Below are 17,149 nucleotides of genomic sequence, written 5' to 3'. Positions count from 1 at the left end.
AGTTCCCGTCGCATTCACTTATCCATGTGTGTTGGTAACGTTACACACAAACGCCGACGAACGTCTTTAGATAGGTAGCCGTCCGACTCCGAGGTGATGACGAAGACGCTTCTCGTCGCCGGCACTGCCAGCCACGTCGGCAAGAGTACCGTCGTCGCCGGCCTCTGTCGGCACCTCGCCGACCGGGGAGTCTCGGTCGCGCCGTTCAAGGCCCAGAACATGAGCAACAACGCTCGGGCGGTGCCGCGTGCGTCCGCTGTCGTCGGCAGCGACGGAGACGGCCCAGAGGAGTCGCCCGCGTTCGGCGAAGTGGGCGTCTCCCAGTACGTCCAGGCACGGGCCGCACGGGTCCGCCCGACCACCGACCACAACCCCGTGCTGTTGAAGCCGCGGGGCGACGGTGAGTCGCAGCTCGTCGTCGACGGCGTCGCGGTGGGGCAGTTCGAGGCGGGGCGCTACTACGACAACCACTGGCACGACGCGCACGAGGCGGCGACGGCCGCCCACGCTCGACTCGCCGCCGACCACGACGTCGTCGTCGCGGAGGGGGCAGGCTCGATCGCCGAGATCAACCTCCACGACCGCGACCTGGCGAACGTCGAGACCGCGCGGTTCTCGCGCGACTCGTCGTCGAATCGCGGCGGAGCGGCGACCTCGCGGAGCGCCGACATCCTCCTCGTCGCCGACATCGAACGCGGCGGTGTCTTCGCCAGCCTCGTCGGCACGCTCGAACTGCTCCCCGCGGATCTCCGCGAGCAGGTCGTCGGCGCAGTGGTCAACAAGTTCCGCGGCGACGCCTCGCTCCTGGAACCGGGGCTGGACGCCTTCGAGGAACGAACCGGCGTCCCCGTTCTCGGGGTGCTCCCCTACGACGACCCCGGCCTCCCCGCGGAGGACAGCGTCTCGCTGCCGTCGGTCGGCGAGCGGTCGGTCGTCGGCGACGACGGCGTCCCGGACGAGGAGGCGGTGACCGTCGCCGTCCCCCGACTCCCACGCATCTCGAACTTCACCGACCTCGACCCGTTGGCCGCCGAACCGGGCGTCCGCGTCGCCTACGTCCCGCTCGACTCTGATCTCCGAGACGCCGACGCCGTCGTCCTCCCGGGGACGAAGAACACCGTCGACGACCTGCTGGCGTGCCGAGACGCCGGGCTCGACGAGACGCTCCGCGCGTTCGACGGACCGGTCGTCGGCCTCTGCGGCGGCTACCAGTTCCTCGGCGAGCGCCTCACGAACGCCGCCGTCGAGGGGACGGGTAGCGACGAGACGGTCGACGGGTTCGGTCTCCTCCCCGTCGAGACGCGGTTCGATCCGGACAAGCGCGTCACCGAGGCGACGTGGACGCTCGACGGGGCCGGGCCGCTCGCAGGTGCCCGCGGCCGGGTCGACGGCTACGAGATCCACGCCGGGCGGACGCGAACGACGGAGTCGGTCGCCACGCCGTTCGCTCGCCGTCGCGGTGACGACAAAGGCGACGGAGACCACGGCGGCGACGGCGACACGGCGACGGCGGCGCTCGGCGCGGCGGCGGGAGACGTCCTCGGGACGTATCTCCACGGTCTGTTCGAGAACCGCGTCGCTCGCGACGCGTTCCTCGACGCGACGTTCGCGGCGGCCGGTCGCGCGCGTCCCCCGGACGGACCCGAGACGGCCGGGTCGCCGTACGATCGCGCGGCCGCCCTCGTCGAGGCGCACGTCGACCTCGACGCGCTGGAACTCGGACGGACCTGACCGCCCGCGACGACTGCCTGCGCGGACTGTCCGACCCTCGGACACGCGACCCTTTTTGCCCGTTCGGGGAGTGGTCCACGCATGGACATCGTCGAGGCACTCGCCGCGGAGTCGGGGATGGTCTGCGTCGTCGGCGCGGGCGGCAAGAAGACGACGCTCTACTCGCTGGCGGGGCGAGTTCCGCGCGGCGTCGTCACCGCCACGGTCCGCATTCCGATCTTCGACGAGCAGGTCGCACGCGTCGTCGTCACCGACGAACCGGTCGAGGCGCTCCGAGCGAACGACGTCTGGCCGCTCGGTCTCGTCCCCGAACAGGAACGCGAGGACCGGTATCGCGGCTACGACCCGTCGCTCGTGACGGCGATACGCGCCAGCGGCCACGCCGACGCGGTGTTCGTGAAGGCCGACGGCGCCCGCACGCGGTGGCTGAAGGCGCCGAACGAGCGCGAGCCCCGGATCCCCGCGATGGCTGACACGGTGATACCGATCGCCAGCGCGAAGGCCGTCGGAAAACCGCTCACCGAGGAGTACGTCCACCGGCCCGAGCGCGTCGCGGCCGTCACGGGGCTCGACGTCGGCGACACCGTCGGCCCCGACGACGTCGCCGCGGTACTGGCGAGTCGCGAGGGCGGTCGGAAGAAGGTGCCGCCGCGTGCAACGGTCGTCCCGCTCGTCAACATGGTCGACGACGCCGGGTTGGAGGGGGTCGCCCGCGAGATCGCCGCCGGCGTCCACGAACGCGTCGACGTCCCGCGGGTCGTGCTCGCGCAGATGAACGCCGACGACCCGCTGATCGACGTAGTCGAGTAGTTGGAGCGAGCCGTTCGGAGTGTTCGCGCCGCTCGCGCCACAGTGTCGGGAAATCGACACCCTATCCTTTTGGGCACGACCCTTAATCGGGTCCGTGCGAATGTATCACGTGTGTCAACCACTGGTTACGACTGTCAAGAGTGCATGTGGACGGTGACGACGGAGGACGTCGCCGAGATGTCTTCGCAGGCGCTCGACCATCACGAGGAGACGGGTCACCAAGTCGAGTACAACGAACGACGCGAGCAGTAGTTCTCGACCGTCGAAACGTCGAGACGGACCGGCTCAGAACCGCGACTGTGCGTCGGCGAACTCCTCGCGCGTGTTGAGGTTCTCGAACGTGTCGAGGTCACCGTGTACGTCGATCGCTGCTTCGTCGACGACGAGCCACTCCAGTTCTTCGAGCGGCGCGAGTATCTTGCGGTCGCCGCGGGCGAGGGCGTTCTCGCAGGCGGTCGCCATCGCCTCCGTTCGGTACACCGCCTGCGTCGTCTGGTACCAGCCGTCGTCGAGCTTCGGTACCGCGGCGTCGACGCCCTCGTCTTCCGCCCGCTCGAACAGGTACGCGACCACGTCGGGGTCGACGAACGGCATGTCGCAGGCGACGACGACGGCATACTCCCCCTCGCAGGCGGCGAGGCCGGTGCCGATGCCGGCCATCGGCCCCTCGTCGGTGTCGTCGTCGAGCGCGAACCGGACGGACAGCGGGTAGTCGGCCATCGCCGCCTCGATGGCCGCCCGTTGGTCGACCCGACAGTTGACGACGAGTTCGTCGACGACGGCCGCGAGGCGGTCTGCGACCCGACGGATCATCGGCGTCCCCGCCAGGCGGGCGACGGCCTTGTCGGCGTCGCCGAAACGGGTCGAGCGCCCCCCGGCGATGACGACTGCTGAGCGCATGAGTGGGAGTTCGGGCGGAGGGCAAAAGTAGCCTCTGCCCTACCGTTCGACGACCCAGACCATCTCCTGATCGGTCGACTCGAGCGGGTCGCGGTCGAACCCGCCGTAGACGGTCCACTCGGAGAACCCCGTCACCTCCAACAGGAGTTCGAGTTCGCGTTCGAAGGCGACGTGGAGGTCGAACGACCGCTCGGCGACGAGTTCGTCGTCCTCGTCGAACAGTCTCCGGCGCTCGCGGGTGATGCACTCGATCTCGTCGACGAACGTCGTCTCCGAGACCATCCGGTACTCCTCGCCGTCGTGCTCGAACGTCGCCTCCTGTTCTTCGCCGTACTCGCAGATGACGTCGAAGTCGGGCGCGAAGACGTTGAACGCGAGTCGGCCGTCAGGCGCGAGCGCCTCGCGGATGCGTCCGAGCGCCGCTCGCTGCTTGTCGAGACTCGTCAGGTGGAGGAACGCGCGGAAGGGGACGACGACCAGCGCGTACTCGCGGTCGGCGTCGAAGTCGGTGATATCCGCCCGCCGAACGCTCGGGTCGAGCTGCTCGTCTCTCGCCTTCTCGCGGAGTCGGTCGAGCATCCCCGCCGAGAGGTCGATGCCGTCGGCGTCGACGCCCGCCCGGAGCAGTTCGAGGTAGACTCGGCCGGTGCCACATCCGACTTCGAGGACCGGACCGTCCGCGTCGGTCGCGAGGTCGACATAGAAGTCGATGTCGTCCTGCAACTCCCGATGCTCGGCGTCGTAGAACTCCGCCCACACGTCGTAGTACTCGGCGGCTGCTGCGTCGTCGGTGTCGCTCATAGCCGAGCGACGGCGGGTGACGGAAAGAGCGTGCCGGCGGTGTGACAGCTGTTCGACACGGATGCGTGGCCGACGGACTCCTGAGAGTTTCCGACCGAGCTGTCACTGGACAGCGAGCCGTCGCCGATCGGCGCACCGACAGTCCACGTCTTCGAACAGTCGGGGCGCGTGTTCGACACGACGAGAGGAGAGTCGGTGTGCCCGCGGTCGTCAGTCCTCCTGTTCTTTCGCCAGTCGCCACAGCGCCCGATACAGGGTCTGGAGGTCGACGTCGAAGTCGGCAGCCATCGACCGACACTGCTCGAGGTACGTGAGATACGCTGCCACCGACAGCGGGTCGGAGTAGGGGTCTCGGAGAGCCTCCGCCCGATGGAGCACCGCCCAGACTCGGTCGTCGACCACGACGTACTCGGTCGGATCCGTATACTGGAGAAACGCGGACGCGACCGGCACCGACACGCCGGACAACTCCGTCAGCCGTCGAACTCGCTCCGTGGTCTCCGACGTCTCGACGACCGACTCGATCGTCTCCCTGACGGCTTCCCAGTCGTTCTGCTTGAACCGACGCTCGACCGACTCGCGCGTCCGGTGTGAGAACGTGCCGAGATACCGCCGGTAGTACCACCGGACGACCCACTCTACGTCCTTCCACACGACGGTTCCGTTCTCGAACGCGTCGGGTAGCGTTTCGAGCCGTTCCTGTTCGACCAGATACAGTGGTTCGTGCTGTTCGTACTCGCGACTCTTCTCGAGCACGAGGTCTCTATCGAGTTTCATCTCTTGGTGCGGACGCCGTCCGGAGTGGCGAGGGCGGTCGACACCGCTCTCCTCGGCTCCGTCGTTCCCCGTCCGGGCCGATATAGCGTCCGAGATTATATAAAGGAAAGATCGACGGAACCGGTGTCCGGTGTCGTTCCAACTCAGCGAGGTTCGGCGTAACCTTCAACTCGTCGCGCGCCAGTTGTTAACTGTTACCACGAGTAACGACGTTCGGTTCGATGGTTCTACCGACCGTCGAATCTGGGATGCAAAATGCCGCAAACGAGCTGAGGATTACACGAAAACTATGAGTGAGAAATCCGAGGATGGCGTCAACACGATCTGTCCGTACTGTGGTGTAGGGTGCGGACTGAAACTTCACGAAGGAGACGAGCAAGGGGAGGTGAACATCAAGCCGTGGTTCGAGGCACCGGTCAACGAGGGAGCCCTCTGCATCAAGGGGGGCGCAGCGACCGAGGTGGTCGATCACGAGGAGCGCCTCATGGACCCACTGATTCGCGAGGACGGCGAGTTCCGTGAAGCGACGTGGGACGAGGCGTTCGAACTGATCACCGACGAGATGCAGCGGATCCGCGACGAACGTGGCCCCGACGCGATGGGGTTCTTCGGGTCCTCGAAGTGCACGAACGAGGAGAACTATCTGCTCCAGAAGTTGGCCCGTCGATACGGCACCAACAACGTCGACAACTGTACCCGCATGTGTCACGCGTCGACGGTCGCCGCGCTCAGACAGAGCCTCGGCATGGGCGCGATGACGAACAGCATGCGAGACCTGCGGGAGGCCGCCGACGTGTTCTGGATTCAGGGAGCCAACCCTGCCGAACAGCATCCCATCGCCCACAGTCAGTACTTCCGGCAGGCCATCTTGGAGGATGCGTTCGTCGTCCAAGTCGACCCCCACGTGAACAAGACCTCTCGCGACGCGGACCTGCATCTGCAAGTGAAACCCGGGACCGACATCCCGCTTCTGAACGTCGTCCTCAAGATGATCCTCGACAACGACTGGGTCGACGAGGAGTTCATCGAAGCGCGGACCGAGGGATACGAGGAGTTCGTCGAGACGCTCGACGAGTTCGACAGCGAGGAGGCAGCCGAGATCTGCGGCGTCCCACTCGAAGACATCCAGCGGGCGGCCGAGGAGTACGCAACCGCGGAGAACGCCGCCATCTTTACCGGCATGGGGATGAGCCAGCACGCCTGCGGCACCGACAACGTCCAGAACCTCATCAACCTCGCACTCGCGACCGGGAACCTCGGCCGCCCCGGAACCGGTGTGAACCCGCTCCGCGGACAGAACAACGTCCAGGGTACCTGTGACGTCGGCACGATGTACAACACGTTCCCCGGGTACATCCCCATCGACGACGACGAGAAGCGGAAGGAGGTCGAGGAGGTGTGGGGGTTCGAGTTACCGACGACGCCGGGGCTGTCCAACGTGGAGATCTCGAAGGCCGCGGGCGATACAGTCCACGGCCTCTACGTCATGGGTGAGAACCCGATCATCAGCGAGCCGAACGCCAACGAGGTCAAACGGCGACTCGAACAGCTCGAGTTCATGGTCGTCCAGGACATCTTCATGTCCGAGACCGCCGAACTGGCCGACGTCGTGCTGCCCGCCACGTCGTGGGCCGAGCGGGGCGGAACCGTCACCAACACCGACCGCCGCGTCCAGCGGATGCGTGCGGCGACGCGCGTCCCCGGCAACACCCGACACGACCTGGACATCTTGACCGAGGTCGGCACCCGTCTGTTCGGCGACGGCTTCGAGTTCGACGCGCCGGAAGCGGTCTTCGAAGAGATTCGTCAGGTCATGCCCATCTATCACGGGATGACCTACGACCGCCTCGGACTGGAGGGACTGCAGTGGCCCTGCTACGACAAGGACGACGAGGGCGACCCGTATCTCTACCAAGAGACGTTCGAGACGGCGAACGGACTCGGGAAGATGCGGGGCGTCGAGCACCAACCGCCCAAGGAGGTGCCGGACGAAGAGTACCCGTTCGTGCTCACGACGGCCCGACTGGAGGAACACTACAACACCGGCACGATGAGTACGCGTTCGCCCACGCTGAATCGGCGGACGCCCGAGAACTTCGTCGACGTCCACCCCGAGGACGCCGAACGACTCGGTATCGAGGACGAGCAGTACGTGAAACTCGTCTCGCGGCGTGGGGAAGTCGTCGTCAAGGCGAACGTCAACGAGAACGTAGAGCAAGGGGTCATCTGGTCGACCCCTCACTTCGCCGACTCGCCGATCAACCAGTTGACGAACGACGTGCTCGACCCCGTCGCCAAGATTCCGGAGTACAAGGCCTCGGCCGCGAGAGTCGACGTGGACGTCGAACCGACGGCCCAACCCGGCGACGACTGACAGCTCGACAGCCGCCCGGTTTTTTTTTGTATCCGAGAGTTCGAGGAGCCGCCGCTGTTCTCGTCGTTGCGGCCGACGACGTGAGACAGCCGGGCCGTTCGACGCGGCCCACTCAGTCGTCGGCGGTCCCCTCGTCCGGGCGTCCCTCGATCTCGCCGGTCGGCGGTTCGACCGGGAGCGGATCGGCGTCCGGGTCGGGACCGAGCGGTTCGATGCGGACGCTCGTCACCTTGTACTCGGGGATGAACGAGTCGGGGTCGAGTTCGTGCTGGGTGAGTTCGTTGATCGCTCCCTGCGCGAAGTGCATCGGGATGAACACGACGCCGGGGTCCGAGACGTCCGCGACGTTCGCCTTGACGACGATGTCGCCGCGACGAGAGGTGGCGCGGACGTACTCGCCGTTCTCGACGCCCAGCTGCTCAGCCATCTCCGGGTGGATGGTGACGTAGCTCTCCGGGACGTGGTCCATCGAGACCTGCGTCCGCCGGGTCATCGTCCCCGTGTGCCAGTGGTAGAGCACCCGTCCGGAGGTGAGCATCAGCGGGTACTCCTCGTCGGGCATCTCCACCGGCCCGGCGTAGTCGGCCGGGACGAACCGCGCCTTCCCGTCGTCGAAGTTGAACTCCTCCTCGTAGAGATACGGCGTCCCCGGGTCGTCCGCGTCCTCGCAGGGCCACTGTATCCCGTCGGTGTGTTCGTCGAGGCGGTCGTAGCTGACCCCCCCGTAGATGGGGACGAGGTCGGCGATCTCGTCCATCACATCGGCCGGCGAGTCGTACTCCCACTCGTAGCCGAAGTGCTCGGCCAACTCACAGAGGATCCGCAGGTCGCTTCTGGCCTCGCCCGGCGGTTCGATGGCGGGACGGACTCGCTGGATACGCCGCTCGGTGTTGGTGAACGTGCCGCTCTTCTCTGCGGCCGACGCCGCCGGGAGGACGACGTCGGCGAACTCCGCGGTCTCGGTGAGGAAGATGTCCTGCACCGCCAGGAAGTCGAGATCTTCGAGAGCGTGTTCGGCGCCGCGGATGTCCGGTTCCGACAGCACCGGGTTCTCGCCCATGATGTACATCCCCTCGATGTCTCCCTCGACGATGGCGTCGAACTGTTCGGGGAGGCGGAGTCCGATCTCCTGGGGCGGCCGTTCGCCCCACGCGTCGGCGAACTTGTCGGCGACGTCGTCGTCGAGTTGGTCCTGGTACCCCGGCAGGTTGTGCGGGGCCGGACCCATGTCGCCGCCACCGCCCTGCACGTTGTTCTGGCCGCGGAACGGCGAGAGTCCGGCCCCCGGCTTGCCGATGTGGCCCGTCACGAGCGCGAGGTTCGCCAGCGCGAGCACGTTGCGCGTGCCGTGGGCGTGCTGGGTCATCCCCATCGCCCACCCGAAGATGCAGGTGTCGGCTTCCGCGATCGTCTCGGCGGCGTGCGTCAGTTCCTCCGGCGAGACGCCCGTGAGCTCCTCGACCTTCTCCGGAGTGAACGGGTCGACCTTCTCTTCGAGTTCCTCGAAGTGGTTCGTCCGCTCCTCGATGAACTCGACGTCGTGGAGGTCCTGTTCGATGATGTACCGGATCATTCCGTTTATCCACGCGATGTCCTCGCCGGGGTTCGTCCGGGTGTACTGCGTGGCGTGCTCTGCGAGACCGACCTCCCGCGGGTCGAAGACGAACAGGTCCGCGCCGTCGCGGGCGTTCTGCTTGATTCGCGTCGCCAACACCGGGTGGCTCTCGGTGGTGTTCGACCCGGTGACGAGATAGCAGTCGGTCTCGCCGATGTCCTCGTTGATGCGGTTGGTCATCGCGCCGTAGCCGACGGTCTGTTTGAGACCGGTGACGGTCGACGAGTGACAGAGACGCGCACAGTTGTCGACGTGCGGCGTGTTCAACACCTGTCGGGCGAACTTCTGGTTCAGGAAGTTCTCCTCGTTCGTACACTTCGAGGAGGAGGTGACGGCGACTGCGTCGTCGCCGTGCTGGTCCTGTATCGACGAGAGTTCCTCGTAGATGCGCTCGTACGCCTCCTCCCAACTCGCCTCGCGGAACTCCTCGCCCTCCCGAATCAGGGGGGTCGTCAGTCGGTCGTCGCTGTCGACGAAGTCGTAGCCGAACTTCCCCTTCACGCAGGTCGAGAAGTCGTTTGCGGGCGTCGCCTCCGGGTCCGCCGGGCGGACGCCGAGCACGTCGCCGTCTTTCCCGTACAGTTCGAACCGACAGCCGACCGCACAGTAGTTGCAGGTCGTCTCGGCCTTCGTGATGCGTCCGAGACGGGCGTCGCTGACGACCTCGGCGATGTCGAACATCTGGCCGATGTTGAGCGTCTCGGAGGCCATCTTCTCGGAGACGTGTTCTGCCTGTTTCAGCGACTCGTCGACGAGTCGGTCGCCCGTCTCCTTCGCACGCCGTTTGGCCTTCGCCATGAACTGGGCGACGCCCGACTGGTCGGGGTCGACGTCGACTTCGCCCGCCCGTTCCGCGGACGACTGTCCCCAGTTGGGGACGTCCGCCTCGTCGGCCGTCTCTGCGCGCTCTCCTTCGACGACCTTCCCGATGGAGTTCTCCTGATTGAACCCCGGCATCGGGATGGTCGCGCTGTCGACGAGTCCCTGTTCGACCAGCGACCCGGTCGGACAGACGGTCGCACAGTGGCCACAGGAGACGCAGGTCGACTCCTGCATCGTGTCGACGTCGGACTGGAAGCCGATGCGCGTGTCCTGTCCCTGTCCCTCGATGCGGAGGACGCCTTCGACCTGCACGTCGTTGCAGGCCTCGACACAGCGGTTACAGAGGATACACTTGTTGCGGTCGATCTGGATGACCGAGGAGGTGTCGTCCAGCGGTTCGTACTCGTCGCGCTCCTCGAAGACGCCGTACCGCGGTTCTTCGACGCCGTGTTCGATGGAGGTGTCCTGCAGTTCACAGCGGCCGTTCTTCCCGCAGGTGGTACAGCGGAGGTTGTGGTTCGAGAGGACGAGATCGAGGTTGACGTCGCGGGCCTCGGCGGCGTCCGTGGCGTCGGTGCGGACGGTCAGGTCCTCCTCTGCCGGGAAGCTACAGGAGGGGACGAGTCCGTACTCCTCGGTCTCGACCATACAGGTCCGACACTCGCTGCGCGGGCCGACGTTCTCTCCCTGTTCGGTGTCGCGGTCGTAGTAACAGAGCGCCGGCACCTCCTCCTCGGTGTCGACAGCCTCCATCGCCTCGATGACCGTCGACTCCGGCGGGACGGCGATCGACTGACCGTCGACCGTGAGGTGGGTCATCTCCTCGCCGCGCGTCCCCACGTCGGGGTCGTTCGCCGTGCCGGTGTTGAAATCCTCCGTCAACGGCGTGCTGGGTCGGGGGTCTTCGAGGTCCGGTATCCCCGGCATCGCCGGTGCGGGTGCCGATTCGCCTTCGCCTGAGGGGTCTTCCATACTCATCTTAGCTCGCCTCGCTCGTCTGCGCTGCGCTTCCTGTGTCTCCTTTCGTCGCACACTCGCCGCTGGGACAGCGTCCCTCGGCGTGTGCGCGGAACTCCGTCTCGAAGACGTCCATCGCCGTCCGGACGGGCCGGGCCGCCTCCCGTCCGAACTCGCAGGTGCTCGTCGTCCCCATCACGCGCGTCAACTCCCGGAGCATCCCGTCTTTGTAGTCGCCGCCGTAGACGTCCCTGAGCAGGTCGGTCAGCTGCGTCGACCCCTCCCGACAGGGGACACAGCGGCCGCAGTTCGCCTCCTCGGCGAAGCGAGCGCGCTTGCCGGCGGTCGCGACCGCACAGCGGGCGTCGTCGAACAGTTCGACCGCGCCGTTGGTGCCGAGTCCCGCACCCGACAGCCCGGGTGCGCTCGGCGGGTAGTCGAGCGAGCGAGTGAGCCCGCCGAACTGCCCGCCGACGCAGGCCATCTTGAACGACCCGCCGAACGTCACCGCCTCGCGAACCGCCGCGAGCGACCCGCCGGTCGAGAGTTCGACCGTCGCGGGCGCAGCCACGTCGCCGGAGACGGTGACGAGTCTCGTCCCCGGGTCGGCGTCGTCGGGGTCGAACGCCTCGGGGTCGACGAGCAGCTCTCGGAGCTGTGCTATCGTCCGCGGCGTGTGGATCACGGTCGGCCGACCGTAGAGCCCGTGCTGGGCGGGCGTCGGTGGCCGGAGGCGCGCCTCCAGTCGGTCGTTGCCCTCCATCGCCTCCAGCGCCATCGTCATCTCGCCGGCGATGTACTGGTCGGGACCGGCGACCACCTGTGGCCGTTTCGGCGGGTCGACACGCTCGCAGACGGCGTCGACGGCCGTGCGGAGTCGCTCACGTGCGAGCCGCTCGGACTCGTTGCAGTAGAACACGACGTCCTCGACGCCGAGGAGGTCGGCCACCGCGAGCGCGCCGTCGACGACGGCGGTCGGATCCGCCTCGAGCAGCGTCCGGTCCGTCCGGTTGCGCTCGTCGCTCTCGTTGCCGTTGACCACGAGCACCGGCTCGTCGCCGCCGGACTCGATCGTCTCTCGGGCGCGATCCCACTCGTCGACGACGGGGTCGTCGGTGCTCCCGTCGCCGCGACCCCGTCCGAGCAGACCGACCGTTCGAACGCGGTCGTCTACGGCGTCGGGGTCGTCGCGGGCGACGGCCGTCGCGAGGCGGTCGTCGTCGCTGAGGTGACCGGGGACGACCCACCCCGCCCGGGCGAGCACGCGTCGGTGACCGACGTCGAGCGGTCCCGTCTCGGGCGCCGGAAGCGTCCGCGTCTCGGGGTCGTGGTCGACGACCGCGTCCGCCTCGTCGGCCGCGACGTCGCCGTCTTCGACCGCGCGGACCAGTCGACGGACTCCGTCGGCCGACGGTGCGGCGTGGAACGCGGTCTGCCCCTCGTGTGTCACCAGAACCAGCGGGTCGAGGTCACCGACGCCGGCGGAACCGACCTCGAGGACCGACGCCAAGGTCGCCTCGTCGCGGGCGGCGGTCGCGAGCGAACGGGCTCGTTCCAGCGTCCCCGACCCAGTACAGATTCGGACGACGTGCGCCGTCGCAGTCGTCCCCTTCGTCTCGGTCATCTTCTGATGGTGTGAGCGGGTGGGTGGAAAACGTTGGGGCAGTTGCTAGCACGTTTACGATCGCGTTTTCAGTCGTGGCGGTGGCGACGACGGAGCGAACGAGGCCGACAGGTCAGAGCGGCGGTTCGAGACCCGGCGGTCGGTCGTGGCGCTGGCCGAGCAGGAACGAGAGGACGACCATCGCCGCGACGGCGACGGCAGCAAGTTTGCGCGCGCGAGAGGCTTCCGAGGAGTCGGCTGTGTCCGGTGGGTCGGGCGACTGCTCGTTCATCGGTTTCACTACCGTCGTCGGCCAGTTAGCCCTTCCGGCAGGCCGACGATTCTTTCGCTCATCTCTCCCAAGTTTTAAATCGGTCGACGAGGCTACCAACGCCATGGTCGAGGCGTTCGCGGTCGCGAGCGGGAAAGGTGGGACGGGGAAGACGACGAGTACGCTCGCACTCGGGATGGCGCTCGCGGCCGACCACGACGTGACGGTGATCGACGCCGACACCGGGATGGCGAACCTCCTCTTTCACGCCGGCCTCGACGACGTCGAGGTGACGCTCCACGACCTGCTGATCGAGGAGACCGGCACCGCCGTCGACGAGGCAGTCTACGACCGGTTCGGTATGTCGGTCGTCCCCTGCGGGACGAGCCTCGCCGCGTTCGAGGCCGCCGACCCCGAGCGGTTGAAGGGCGTCGTCGCGGACCTCGCTGCCGACACCGACGTCGTCCTCCTGGACTTGCCGGCAGCGCTCGGGTCCAAGAGCGCCGTCCTCCCAGTCGTGCTCGCAGACCGGGTCGTCGTCGTCCTCCAGCCGACGATCCCCTCGCTGTCGGACGGGCTGAAGGTCCAGGAGTACGCCCAGTCCTACGGCACCGACACGGCCGGTGCGCTGTTCAACAAGGTCCACGACGACGACCGGATCGACCGCGTGGCCGACCAAGCCGCCCGCTACTTCGGCGGGGAGACGCTGGCGACCGTCCCCGACAGCGACGTCGTCCGGGCGGCCCGTCGGGCTGGCGAGCCGCTTCTCGCACACGCCCCCGAGTCGGCCGCGGCAGACGCCTACCGGGAGGCCGCCGCCGCGATCGACGTCCGGGACGGCGACGGAGACGACGTCGCCGCGCGCTTCCGGAGTGCGGTCGTCCCCGACACGCCATGAGACTTCCCGAGGGCGACCTCGTCCGGTCGCGGGTCGTCGCCGACCCCGGTGTCGCACTCTCGACCGCGCTCGACCGACGACTGACCGGCTACGCGGTGTTACGGCCACAGGACGCGCTCCTGCTCGGTGGCGACCGCCGCGCGGTGCTGACGTTCGACGACGGGATCCCCGTCCTCGCGTACGACGGGGCGTCGGACCGCGGCGGCGTCGAGGCGCTCGGCGACCTCGCCGTCCCCGGCCCGTACCGGGTCGAACTGTACGAGGTACCGTCGGACGCACTCGCGACGGCTCACGACACGCCCGAACTGCGCGTGCCGCCGGACCGACCAGCCGAAGAGCTCGCCGCGGACCCCCAGTTGGTCGAACGGACGCGTGCGCTCGCTCCTGCCGACCGCGACGACGACACCGACCGGACCGCGGTGGAGGCGTTTCTCGCCGACGAGGAGAAGATCGACGCGATCCGCGAGGAGGCCCGCGAAGAGGCCGAGCGGCGGGCCGCCGAGTGGGGGTTCACGGAGCAGCTCGAGGGGAAAACTGTCAGCGAACGTCGGTGACGTCGCCGAATCGGGCAGTAGCTACAAGAAACCGGGCGACGTCGCCTCGGATATGCACGAGCGCCTGCCGTTCGACCTCGAGCGCAGACGCGTCGGTTGGTGGATCGTCGGAGTGGCGCTCTTCGGAACGCTGTCGTTCTTTCTCTACTCGTTCGTCGGAACGTTCGTACTCGGTCTGTTCGTCTACTACGGCGCACGGCCGATCTACGTCCGCCTCGAGCGCCGACTGTCGGACGGGCTCGCGGCGACGTTCACGCTTTTGTGTCTCGTCATCCCCGTCCTCGCACTTCTCGGCTACACCGGGTACGTCGCCTTCCAGGAGTTCAGCGCAGTGGCCGGGCCGAGCGCGGTCGACGCCGTCGTCCAGCGACTGCCGGGGAACTCCCAGTCGCTGGCGACCGCGCTGCAGCAACCGATGCAGTTCGTCGGTCAGCTGGGACAGATCCCGCAGCTCCAGAACGGCGTCGACACGGCCATCAAGACGCTCGGTGCCGTCGGTACCGGACTGCTCCATCTCACGCTCGCGTTGACGTTCGCGTTCTTCCTCTTCCGCGACGGCGACAGACTGGAACAGTGGTTCCGCGCGGAGGTCGGCGGCGAACACACGCCCGCCTACGCCTACCTCACGGCCGTCGACCGTGACCTCGAGACCGTCTACTTCGGCAACGTGTTGACGGTGCTGCTCGTCACGGTCGTCTCGGTCGTCGTCTACAACGGACTCGCCTACGTCTCGCCGGAGTCGCTGTCGGTGCCGTTCCCCACGCTGCTGGCCGTCCTCACGGGGCTGGCGACGTTCATCCCGCTCGTCGTCGGAAAGGTGGTCTACGTCCCCGTGGCGGCGTGGCTGGGGATCCAGTCGGTCCAGTCCGACGCGAGTGGCGTCCTCTGGTTCCCCGTGGTCTTCGCCGTCGTCGCGTTCGTCGTCCTCGACTTCCTCCCGCAGGCGGTGTTGCGACCCATCATCTCGGGGCAGACGCTCCACCGAGGGCTCATCCTCTTCGCGTACGTGCTCGGGACGGCGCTGTTCGGCTGGTACGGGCTCTTTCTCGGCCCGCTGGCCGCCGTCCTCGTCGTCCAGTTCGCCAACGTCGTCTTCGGCAACCTGATCCGCGGCGAGTCGTTGAACCCGCAGGCGTCGGGTGCGACGACGCTCGGGAGCGAACCGAAGACCGAGACGGGCGCGGACGACTGAACGGGTCGCCGTCGCCGGCGACGGCGACCGCCGCCGACAGCGATACCTCCGTCGGGTCCGAACCCGCTCGTGTGTCTGTCCTCTCGCTTCTCGAACTCGACTCGCCCTCGGAGTTCGCCGACTGGTACCGTATCGGCGCGGAGTACGTCTACACCGTCTCGACGGGGATGGGGTTCGACACCGGCACGTTCGCGGCCGACGCTCGCGAAGCGACCGACGCGATGCGTGCCGGCGACACCGACCTCCGGCCCGAACTGGCTCGCTCCGTCGCCGCCGACCTCCTCGCCGACGCCGTCTTCTCCGACCCGTTCTGCGAGTGGATGCCGCTGTGGTACGAACTCGCGCTCGCTCCGTTCGTCCAGTTCGCCGACTACCGACTGCGCGCGGTCGCCCGCGAGTACGCGACGGGGCTCGACTACCTCTCGGTCCCGCGGTTCAGCCGTCCGCGAGACGTCTACGTCGGGGGTCGCTCACCGCTCTCGACCGTCGACGGCTTCGTCAACCGGTTCGTCCTCGCGGACGCGCTCATCCATCTGGAGTGGTACGTCTACGTCGCCCGCGAGTCGGGGATCGACGTTCCGGCCTCGCTGGTCGAACGGACCCGCGAGGAGACAGTCGCCTACTACACCGGGCAGCGGGAGACGCTCTCGGCGGACGTCAGACGGTTCCAGGAACTGCTGTTCGCCGACGACGCCTGGGTCCGCGACATCGGCGACGCCTACGGGCTGAACAGCGCGCTGTTCGGCGTCTGGGAGCGTATCCTGCGGACCGAACGCGAGCGGTTGGCCGCGACGGCGTGAGCGGTCGTGCCGAGCGCGTCCCGGCGGCCGTCAGCGGTCGTCGGCCGCGTCGACGAGCTCGGTCCCGTCGCGCGGACAGTTGTGGTACTCGGGGTCCCGAGTGCGGAACCCGCAGACGGGACACTGCTTCGGCCGAGGAGAGTCGCCGGTGCTACCGCGTCGACGGAACAGAAACGGGACGAACGGGAGAAACAGGAACAGGAGGAACGTATCGAAATAGACGTAGGCGACGACGCTGACGACCAGACTCGCGAGGAGCCCAGCGAGTGCGGTGAGCGTCCGTGAGCCGACCATACGGCCGTTGTGGCCCGCACGCGAAAACCGTTGTCGGCTTCGCGAGGAGAGGAACGAACGTTCGGCGAGGGAAATCGACTCTCCCATCTCACCTCGGTTTCGAAAGTATCGTGCGCGAAAGAGACAGGAATCCCAACGGAAAGTGGGGTAAACGTCCGCCTCGTATCTAGAGACGAGGGGACGACCCGCAGTCGTCTCCGGATGGTGAGCTAAGATGGCCACAACGACAACGACCAACAGACTGATCGTCGCCGCATTGATCGCGCTCGCACTGCTCGTCTTCCTTCCCGGCTTGTTCATGGGCGGTGGGATGATGGGGTTCGGCGGACCGATGATGGGGTGGATGTACGGTACGAACGCTCCCGGGTGGATGCTGTTCGTCGGTCTCCTCGGACAGCTCCTCGTGGTCGCGCTCGTCGTCGGACTCGGCTATCTCGGGTACAAGGCGCTCACCGGCGCACAGACCGACACGGCGATGGAGGAACTCCGGACGGCGTTCGCCCGCGGCGAGATCGACGACGAGGAGTTCGAGCGCCGGAAGGAACGCCTCAAGCGCGACGAACGGTGACGACGCCTCCGGCGTCGGACTCCGGCCGCACGCTCGCTTCACCGATTACGCGCTGTCGCTTCGTCGCATTCGTCCGTCTGCAGAACGCAGACCGGAGTCGGGGCACGTGCGAGAACGTCCCACGGGACGCGCGATGAGAACTGCCGATACTACGGAAGTTCACCGTGGTTACGACGGAGCGA

Annotated in this window: 16 protein-coding genes; 9 read left to right on the top strand and 7 right to left on the bottom strand. The window is 67.4% G+C overall.

Features of this window, described 5'->3' with window-relative positions:
* Positions 1–96: 96 nt before the first annotated feature.
* The 3 genes from BSG17_RS21555 to BSG17_RS27275 all read left to right on the top strand — a co-directional run bounded on the left by BSG17_RS21555 (position 97) and on the right by BSG17_RS27275 (position 2,793).
* The gene (locus tag BSG17_RS21555) at positions 97–1,731 is read left to right on the top strand and encodes a cobyric acid synthase (protein WP_089827453.1); all 1,635 of its coding nucleotides are present in this window, start codon (positions 97–99) and stop codon (positions 1,729–1,731) included.
* A gap of 81 nt (positions 1,732–1,812) precedes the next feature.
* Complete coding sequence (yqeC, locus tag BSG17_RS21550) at positions 1,813–2,541, top strand: selenium cofactor biosynthesis protein YqeC (RefSeq protein WP_089827452.1); 729 nt, start codon at positions 1,813–1,815, stop codon at positions 2,539–2,541.
* Between the two features lie 111 nt (positions 2,542–2,652).
* Complete coding sequence (locus BSG17_RS27275) at positions 2,653–2,793, top strand: hypothetical protein (RefSeq protein WP_170864904.1); 141 nt, start codon at positions 2,653–2,655, stop codon at positions 2,791–2,793.
* A gap of 33 nt (positions 2,794–2,826) precedes the next feature.
* On the opposite strand, the gene mobA is transcribed toward BSG17_RS27275, so the two are convergent.
* From mobA to BSG17_RS21530, 3 genes are all read right to left on the bottom strand, one after another.
* On the bottom strand, positions 2,827–3,441 hold the full coding sequence (mobA, locus tag BSG17_RS21545) for a molybdenum cofactor guanylyltransferase (RefSeq protein WP_089827451.1): 615 nt from the start codon (positions 3,439–3,441) through the stop codon (positions 2,827–2,829).
* A gap of 39 nt (positions 3,442–3,480) precedes the next feature.
* Positions 3,481–4,242, bottom strand: a complete 762-nt coding sequence (locus tag BSG17_RS21540) for a class I SAM-dependent methyltransferase (RefSeq protein ID WP_089827450.1) — start codon at positions 4,240–4,242, stop codon at positions 3,481–3,483.
* Positions 4,243–4,452: 210 nt separating this feature from the next.
* The gene (locus BSG17_RS21530) at positions 4,453–5,019 is read right to left on the bottom strand and encodes a hypothetical protein (RefSeq protein WP_089827448.1); all 567 of its coding nucleotides are present in this window, start codon (positions 5,017–5,019) and stop codon (positions 4,453–4,455) included.
* A 289-nt stretch (positions 5,020–5,308) separates the two neighbouring features.
* Here BSG17_RS21530 and fdhF (BSG17_RS21525) point away from each other — a divergent pair, with 289 nt between their 5' ends.
* On the top strand, positions 5,309–7,393 hold the full coding sequence (fdhF, locus tag BSG17_RS21525; protein ID WP_089827447.1) for a formate dehydrogenase subunit alpha: 2,085 nt from the start codon (positions 5,309–5,311) through the stop codon (positions 7,391–7,393).
* A 112-nt stretch (positions 7,394–7,505) separates the two neighbouring features.
* Here fdhF (BSG17_RS21525) and fdhF (BSG17_RS21520) read toward each other — a convergent pair whose 3' ends face one another.
* The 3 genes from fdhF (BSG17_RS21520) to BSG17_RS27270 all read right to left on the bottom strand — a co-directional run bounded on the left by fdhF (BSG17_RS21520) (position 7,506) and on the right by BSG17_RS27270 (position 12,682).
* Positions 7,506–10,808, bottom strand: coding sequence for a formate dehydrogenase subunit alpha (gene fdhF, locus BSG17_RS21520; protein ID WP_089827446.1), 3,303 nt, complete (start codon positions 10,806–10,808; stop codon positions 7,506–7,508).
* 1 nt (position 10,809) lies between these two features.
* Entirely contained in the window at positions 10,810–12,411 is a 1,602-nt protein-coding gene (locus BSG17_RS21515) for an NADH-ubiquinone oxidoreductase-F iron-sulfur binding region domain-containing protein (protein ID WP_089827445.1), read from the bottom strand.
* 112 nt (positions 12,412–12,523) lie between these two features.
* Positions 12,524–12,682, bottom strand: a complete 159-nt coding sequence (locus BSG17_RS27270) for a hypothetical protein (RefSeq protein ID WP_170864903.1) — start codon at positions 12,680–12,682, stop codon at positions 12,524–12,526.
* A 103-nt stretch (positions 12,683–12,785) separates the two neighbouring features.
* On the opposite strand from BSG17_RS27270, the gene BSG17_RS21510 reads away from it, so the two are divergent.
* The 4 genes from BSG17_RS21510 to BSG17_RS21495 all read left to right on the top strand — a co-directional run bounded on the left by BSG17_RS21510 (position 12,786) and on the right by BSG17_RS21495 (position 16,105).
* Entirely contained in the window at positions 12,786–13,559 is a 774-nt protein-coding gene (locus BSG17_RS21510) for a nucleotide-binding protein (RefSeq protein WP_089827444.1), read from the top strand.
* A complete protein-coding gene (locus BSG17_RS21505) occupies positions 13,556–14,113 on the top strand; it encodes a DUF8054 family protein (protein ID WP_089827443.1) in 558 nt (185 codons plus the stop codon). Before BSG17_RS21510 ends, BSG17_RS21505 begins: the two co-directional genes overlap by 4 nt.
* Before the next feature lie 52 nt (positions 14,114–14,165).
* On the top strand, positions 14,166–15,305 hold the full coding sequence (locus BSG17_RS21500; RefSeq protein ID WP_089827442.1) for an AI-2E family transporter: 1,140 nt from the start codon (positions 14,166–14,168) through the stop codon (positions 15,303–15,305).
* Positions 15,306–15,376: 71 nt separating this feature from the next.
* Positions 15,377–16,105, top strand: a complete 729-nt coding sequence (locus BSG17_RS21495) for a DUF8116 family protein (protein WP_089827441.1) — start codon at positions 15,377–15,379, stop codon at positions 16,103–16,105.
* 30 nt (positions 16,106–16,135) lie between these two features.
* On the opposite strand, the gene BSG17_RS21490 is transcribed toward BSG17_RS21495, so the two are convergent.
* The gene (locus BSG17_RS21490; RefSeq protein WP_089827440.1) at positions 16,136–16,399 is read right to left on the bottom strand and encodes a hypothetical protein; all 264 of its coding nucleotides are present in this window, start codon (positions 16,397–16,399) and stop codon (positions 16,136–16,138) included.
* 214 nt (positions 16,400–16,613) lie between these two features.
* Between BSG17_RS21490 and BSG17_RS21485 the strand changes: the two genes are divergently transcribed.
* Positions 16,614–16,967 (top strand): SHOCT domain-containing protein, encoded by a 354-nt coding sequence (locus BSG17_RS21485; protein WP_089827439.1) that lies wholly within the window; start codon positions 16,614–16,616, stop codon positions 16,965–16,967.
* Positions 16,968–17,149 lie beyond the last annotated feature (182 nt).

This window comes from Halogranum amylolyticum (assembly GCF_900110465.1).
GTDB lineage: Archaea > Halobacteriota > Halobacteria > Halobacteriales > Haloferacaceae > Halogranum > Halogranum amylolyticum.
Note: the sequence above shows the minus strand (reverse complement) of the source record. Positions and strands in the feature narration are given on the sequence as shown.

Coding starts and splice junctions, on each gene's coding strand:
- yqeC (WP_089827452.1), top strand. CDS start 1,813: ATGGACATCGTCGAGGCACTCGCCGCGGAGTCGGGGATGGTCTGCGTC.
- BSG17_RS21510 (WP_089827444.1), top strand. CDS start 12,786: ATGGTCGAGGCGTTCGCGGTCGCGAGCGGGAAAGGTGGGACGGGGAAG.
- mobA (WP_089827451.1), bottom strand. CDS start 3,441: ATGCGCTCAGCAGTCGTCATCGCCGGGGGGCGCTCGACCCGTTTCGGC.
- BSG17_RS21540 (WP_089827450.1), bottom strand. CDS start 4,242: ATGAGCGACACCGACGACGCAGCAGCCGCCGAGTACTACGACGTGTGG.
- BSG17_RS21505 (WP_089827443.1), top strand. CDS start 13,556: ATGAGACTTCCCGAGGGCGACCTCGTCCGGTCGCGGGTCGTCGCCGAC.
- BSG17_RS21490 (WP_089827440.1), bottom strand. CDS start 16,399: ATGGTCGGCTCACGGACGCTCACCGCACTCGCTGGGCTCCTCGCGAGT.
- BSG17_RS21530 (WP_089827448.1), bottom strand. CDS start 5,019: ATGAAACTCGATAGAGACCTCGTGCTCGAGAAGAGTCGCGAGTACGAA.
- BSG17_RS21555 (WP_089827453.1), top strand. CDS start 97: ATGACGAAGACGCTTCTCGTCGCCGGCACTGCCAGCCACGTCGGCAAG.
- BSG17_RS27270 (WP_170864903.1), bottom strand. CDS start 12,682: ATGAACGAGCAGTCGCCCGACCCACCGGACACAGCCGACTCCTCGGAA.
- BSG17_RS21485 (WP_089827439.1), top strand. CDS start 16,614: ATGGCCACAACGACAACGACCAACAGACTGATCGTCGCCGCATTGATC.
- fdhF (WP_089827447.1), top strand. CDS start 5,309: ATGAGTGAGAAATCCGAGGATGGCGTCAACACGATCTGTCCGTACTGT.
- BSG17_RS21515 (WP_089827445.1), bottom strand. CDS start 12,411: ATGACCGAGACGAAGGGGACGACTGCGACGGCGCACGTCGTCCGAATC.
- BSG17_RS21500 (WP_089827442.1), top strand. CDS start 14,166: ATGCACGAGCGCCTGCCGTTCGACCTCGAGCGCAGACGCGTCGGTTGG.
- fdhF (WP_089827446.1), bottom strand. CDS start 10,808: ATGAGTATGGAAGACCCCTCAGGCGAAGGCGAATCGGCACCCGCACCG.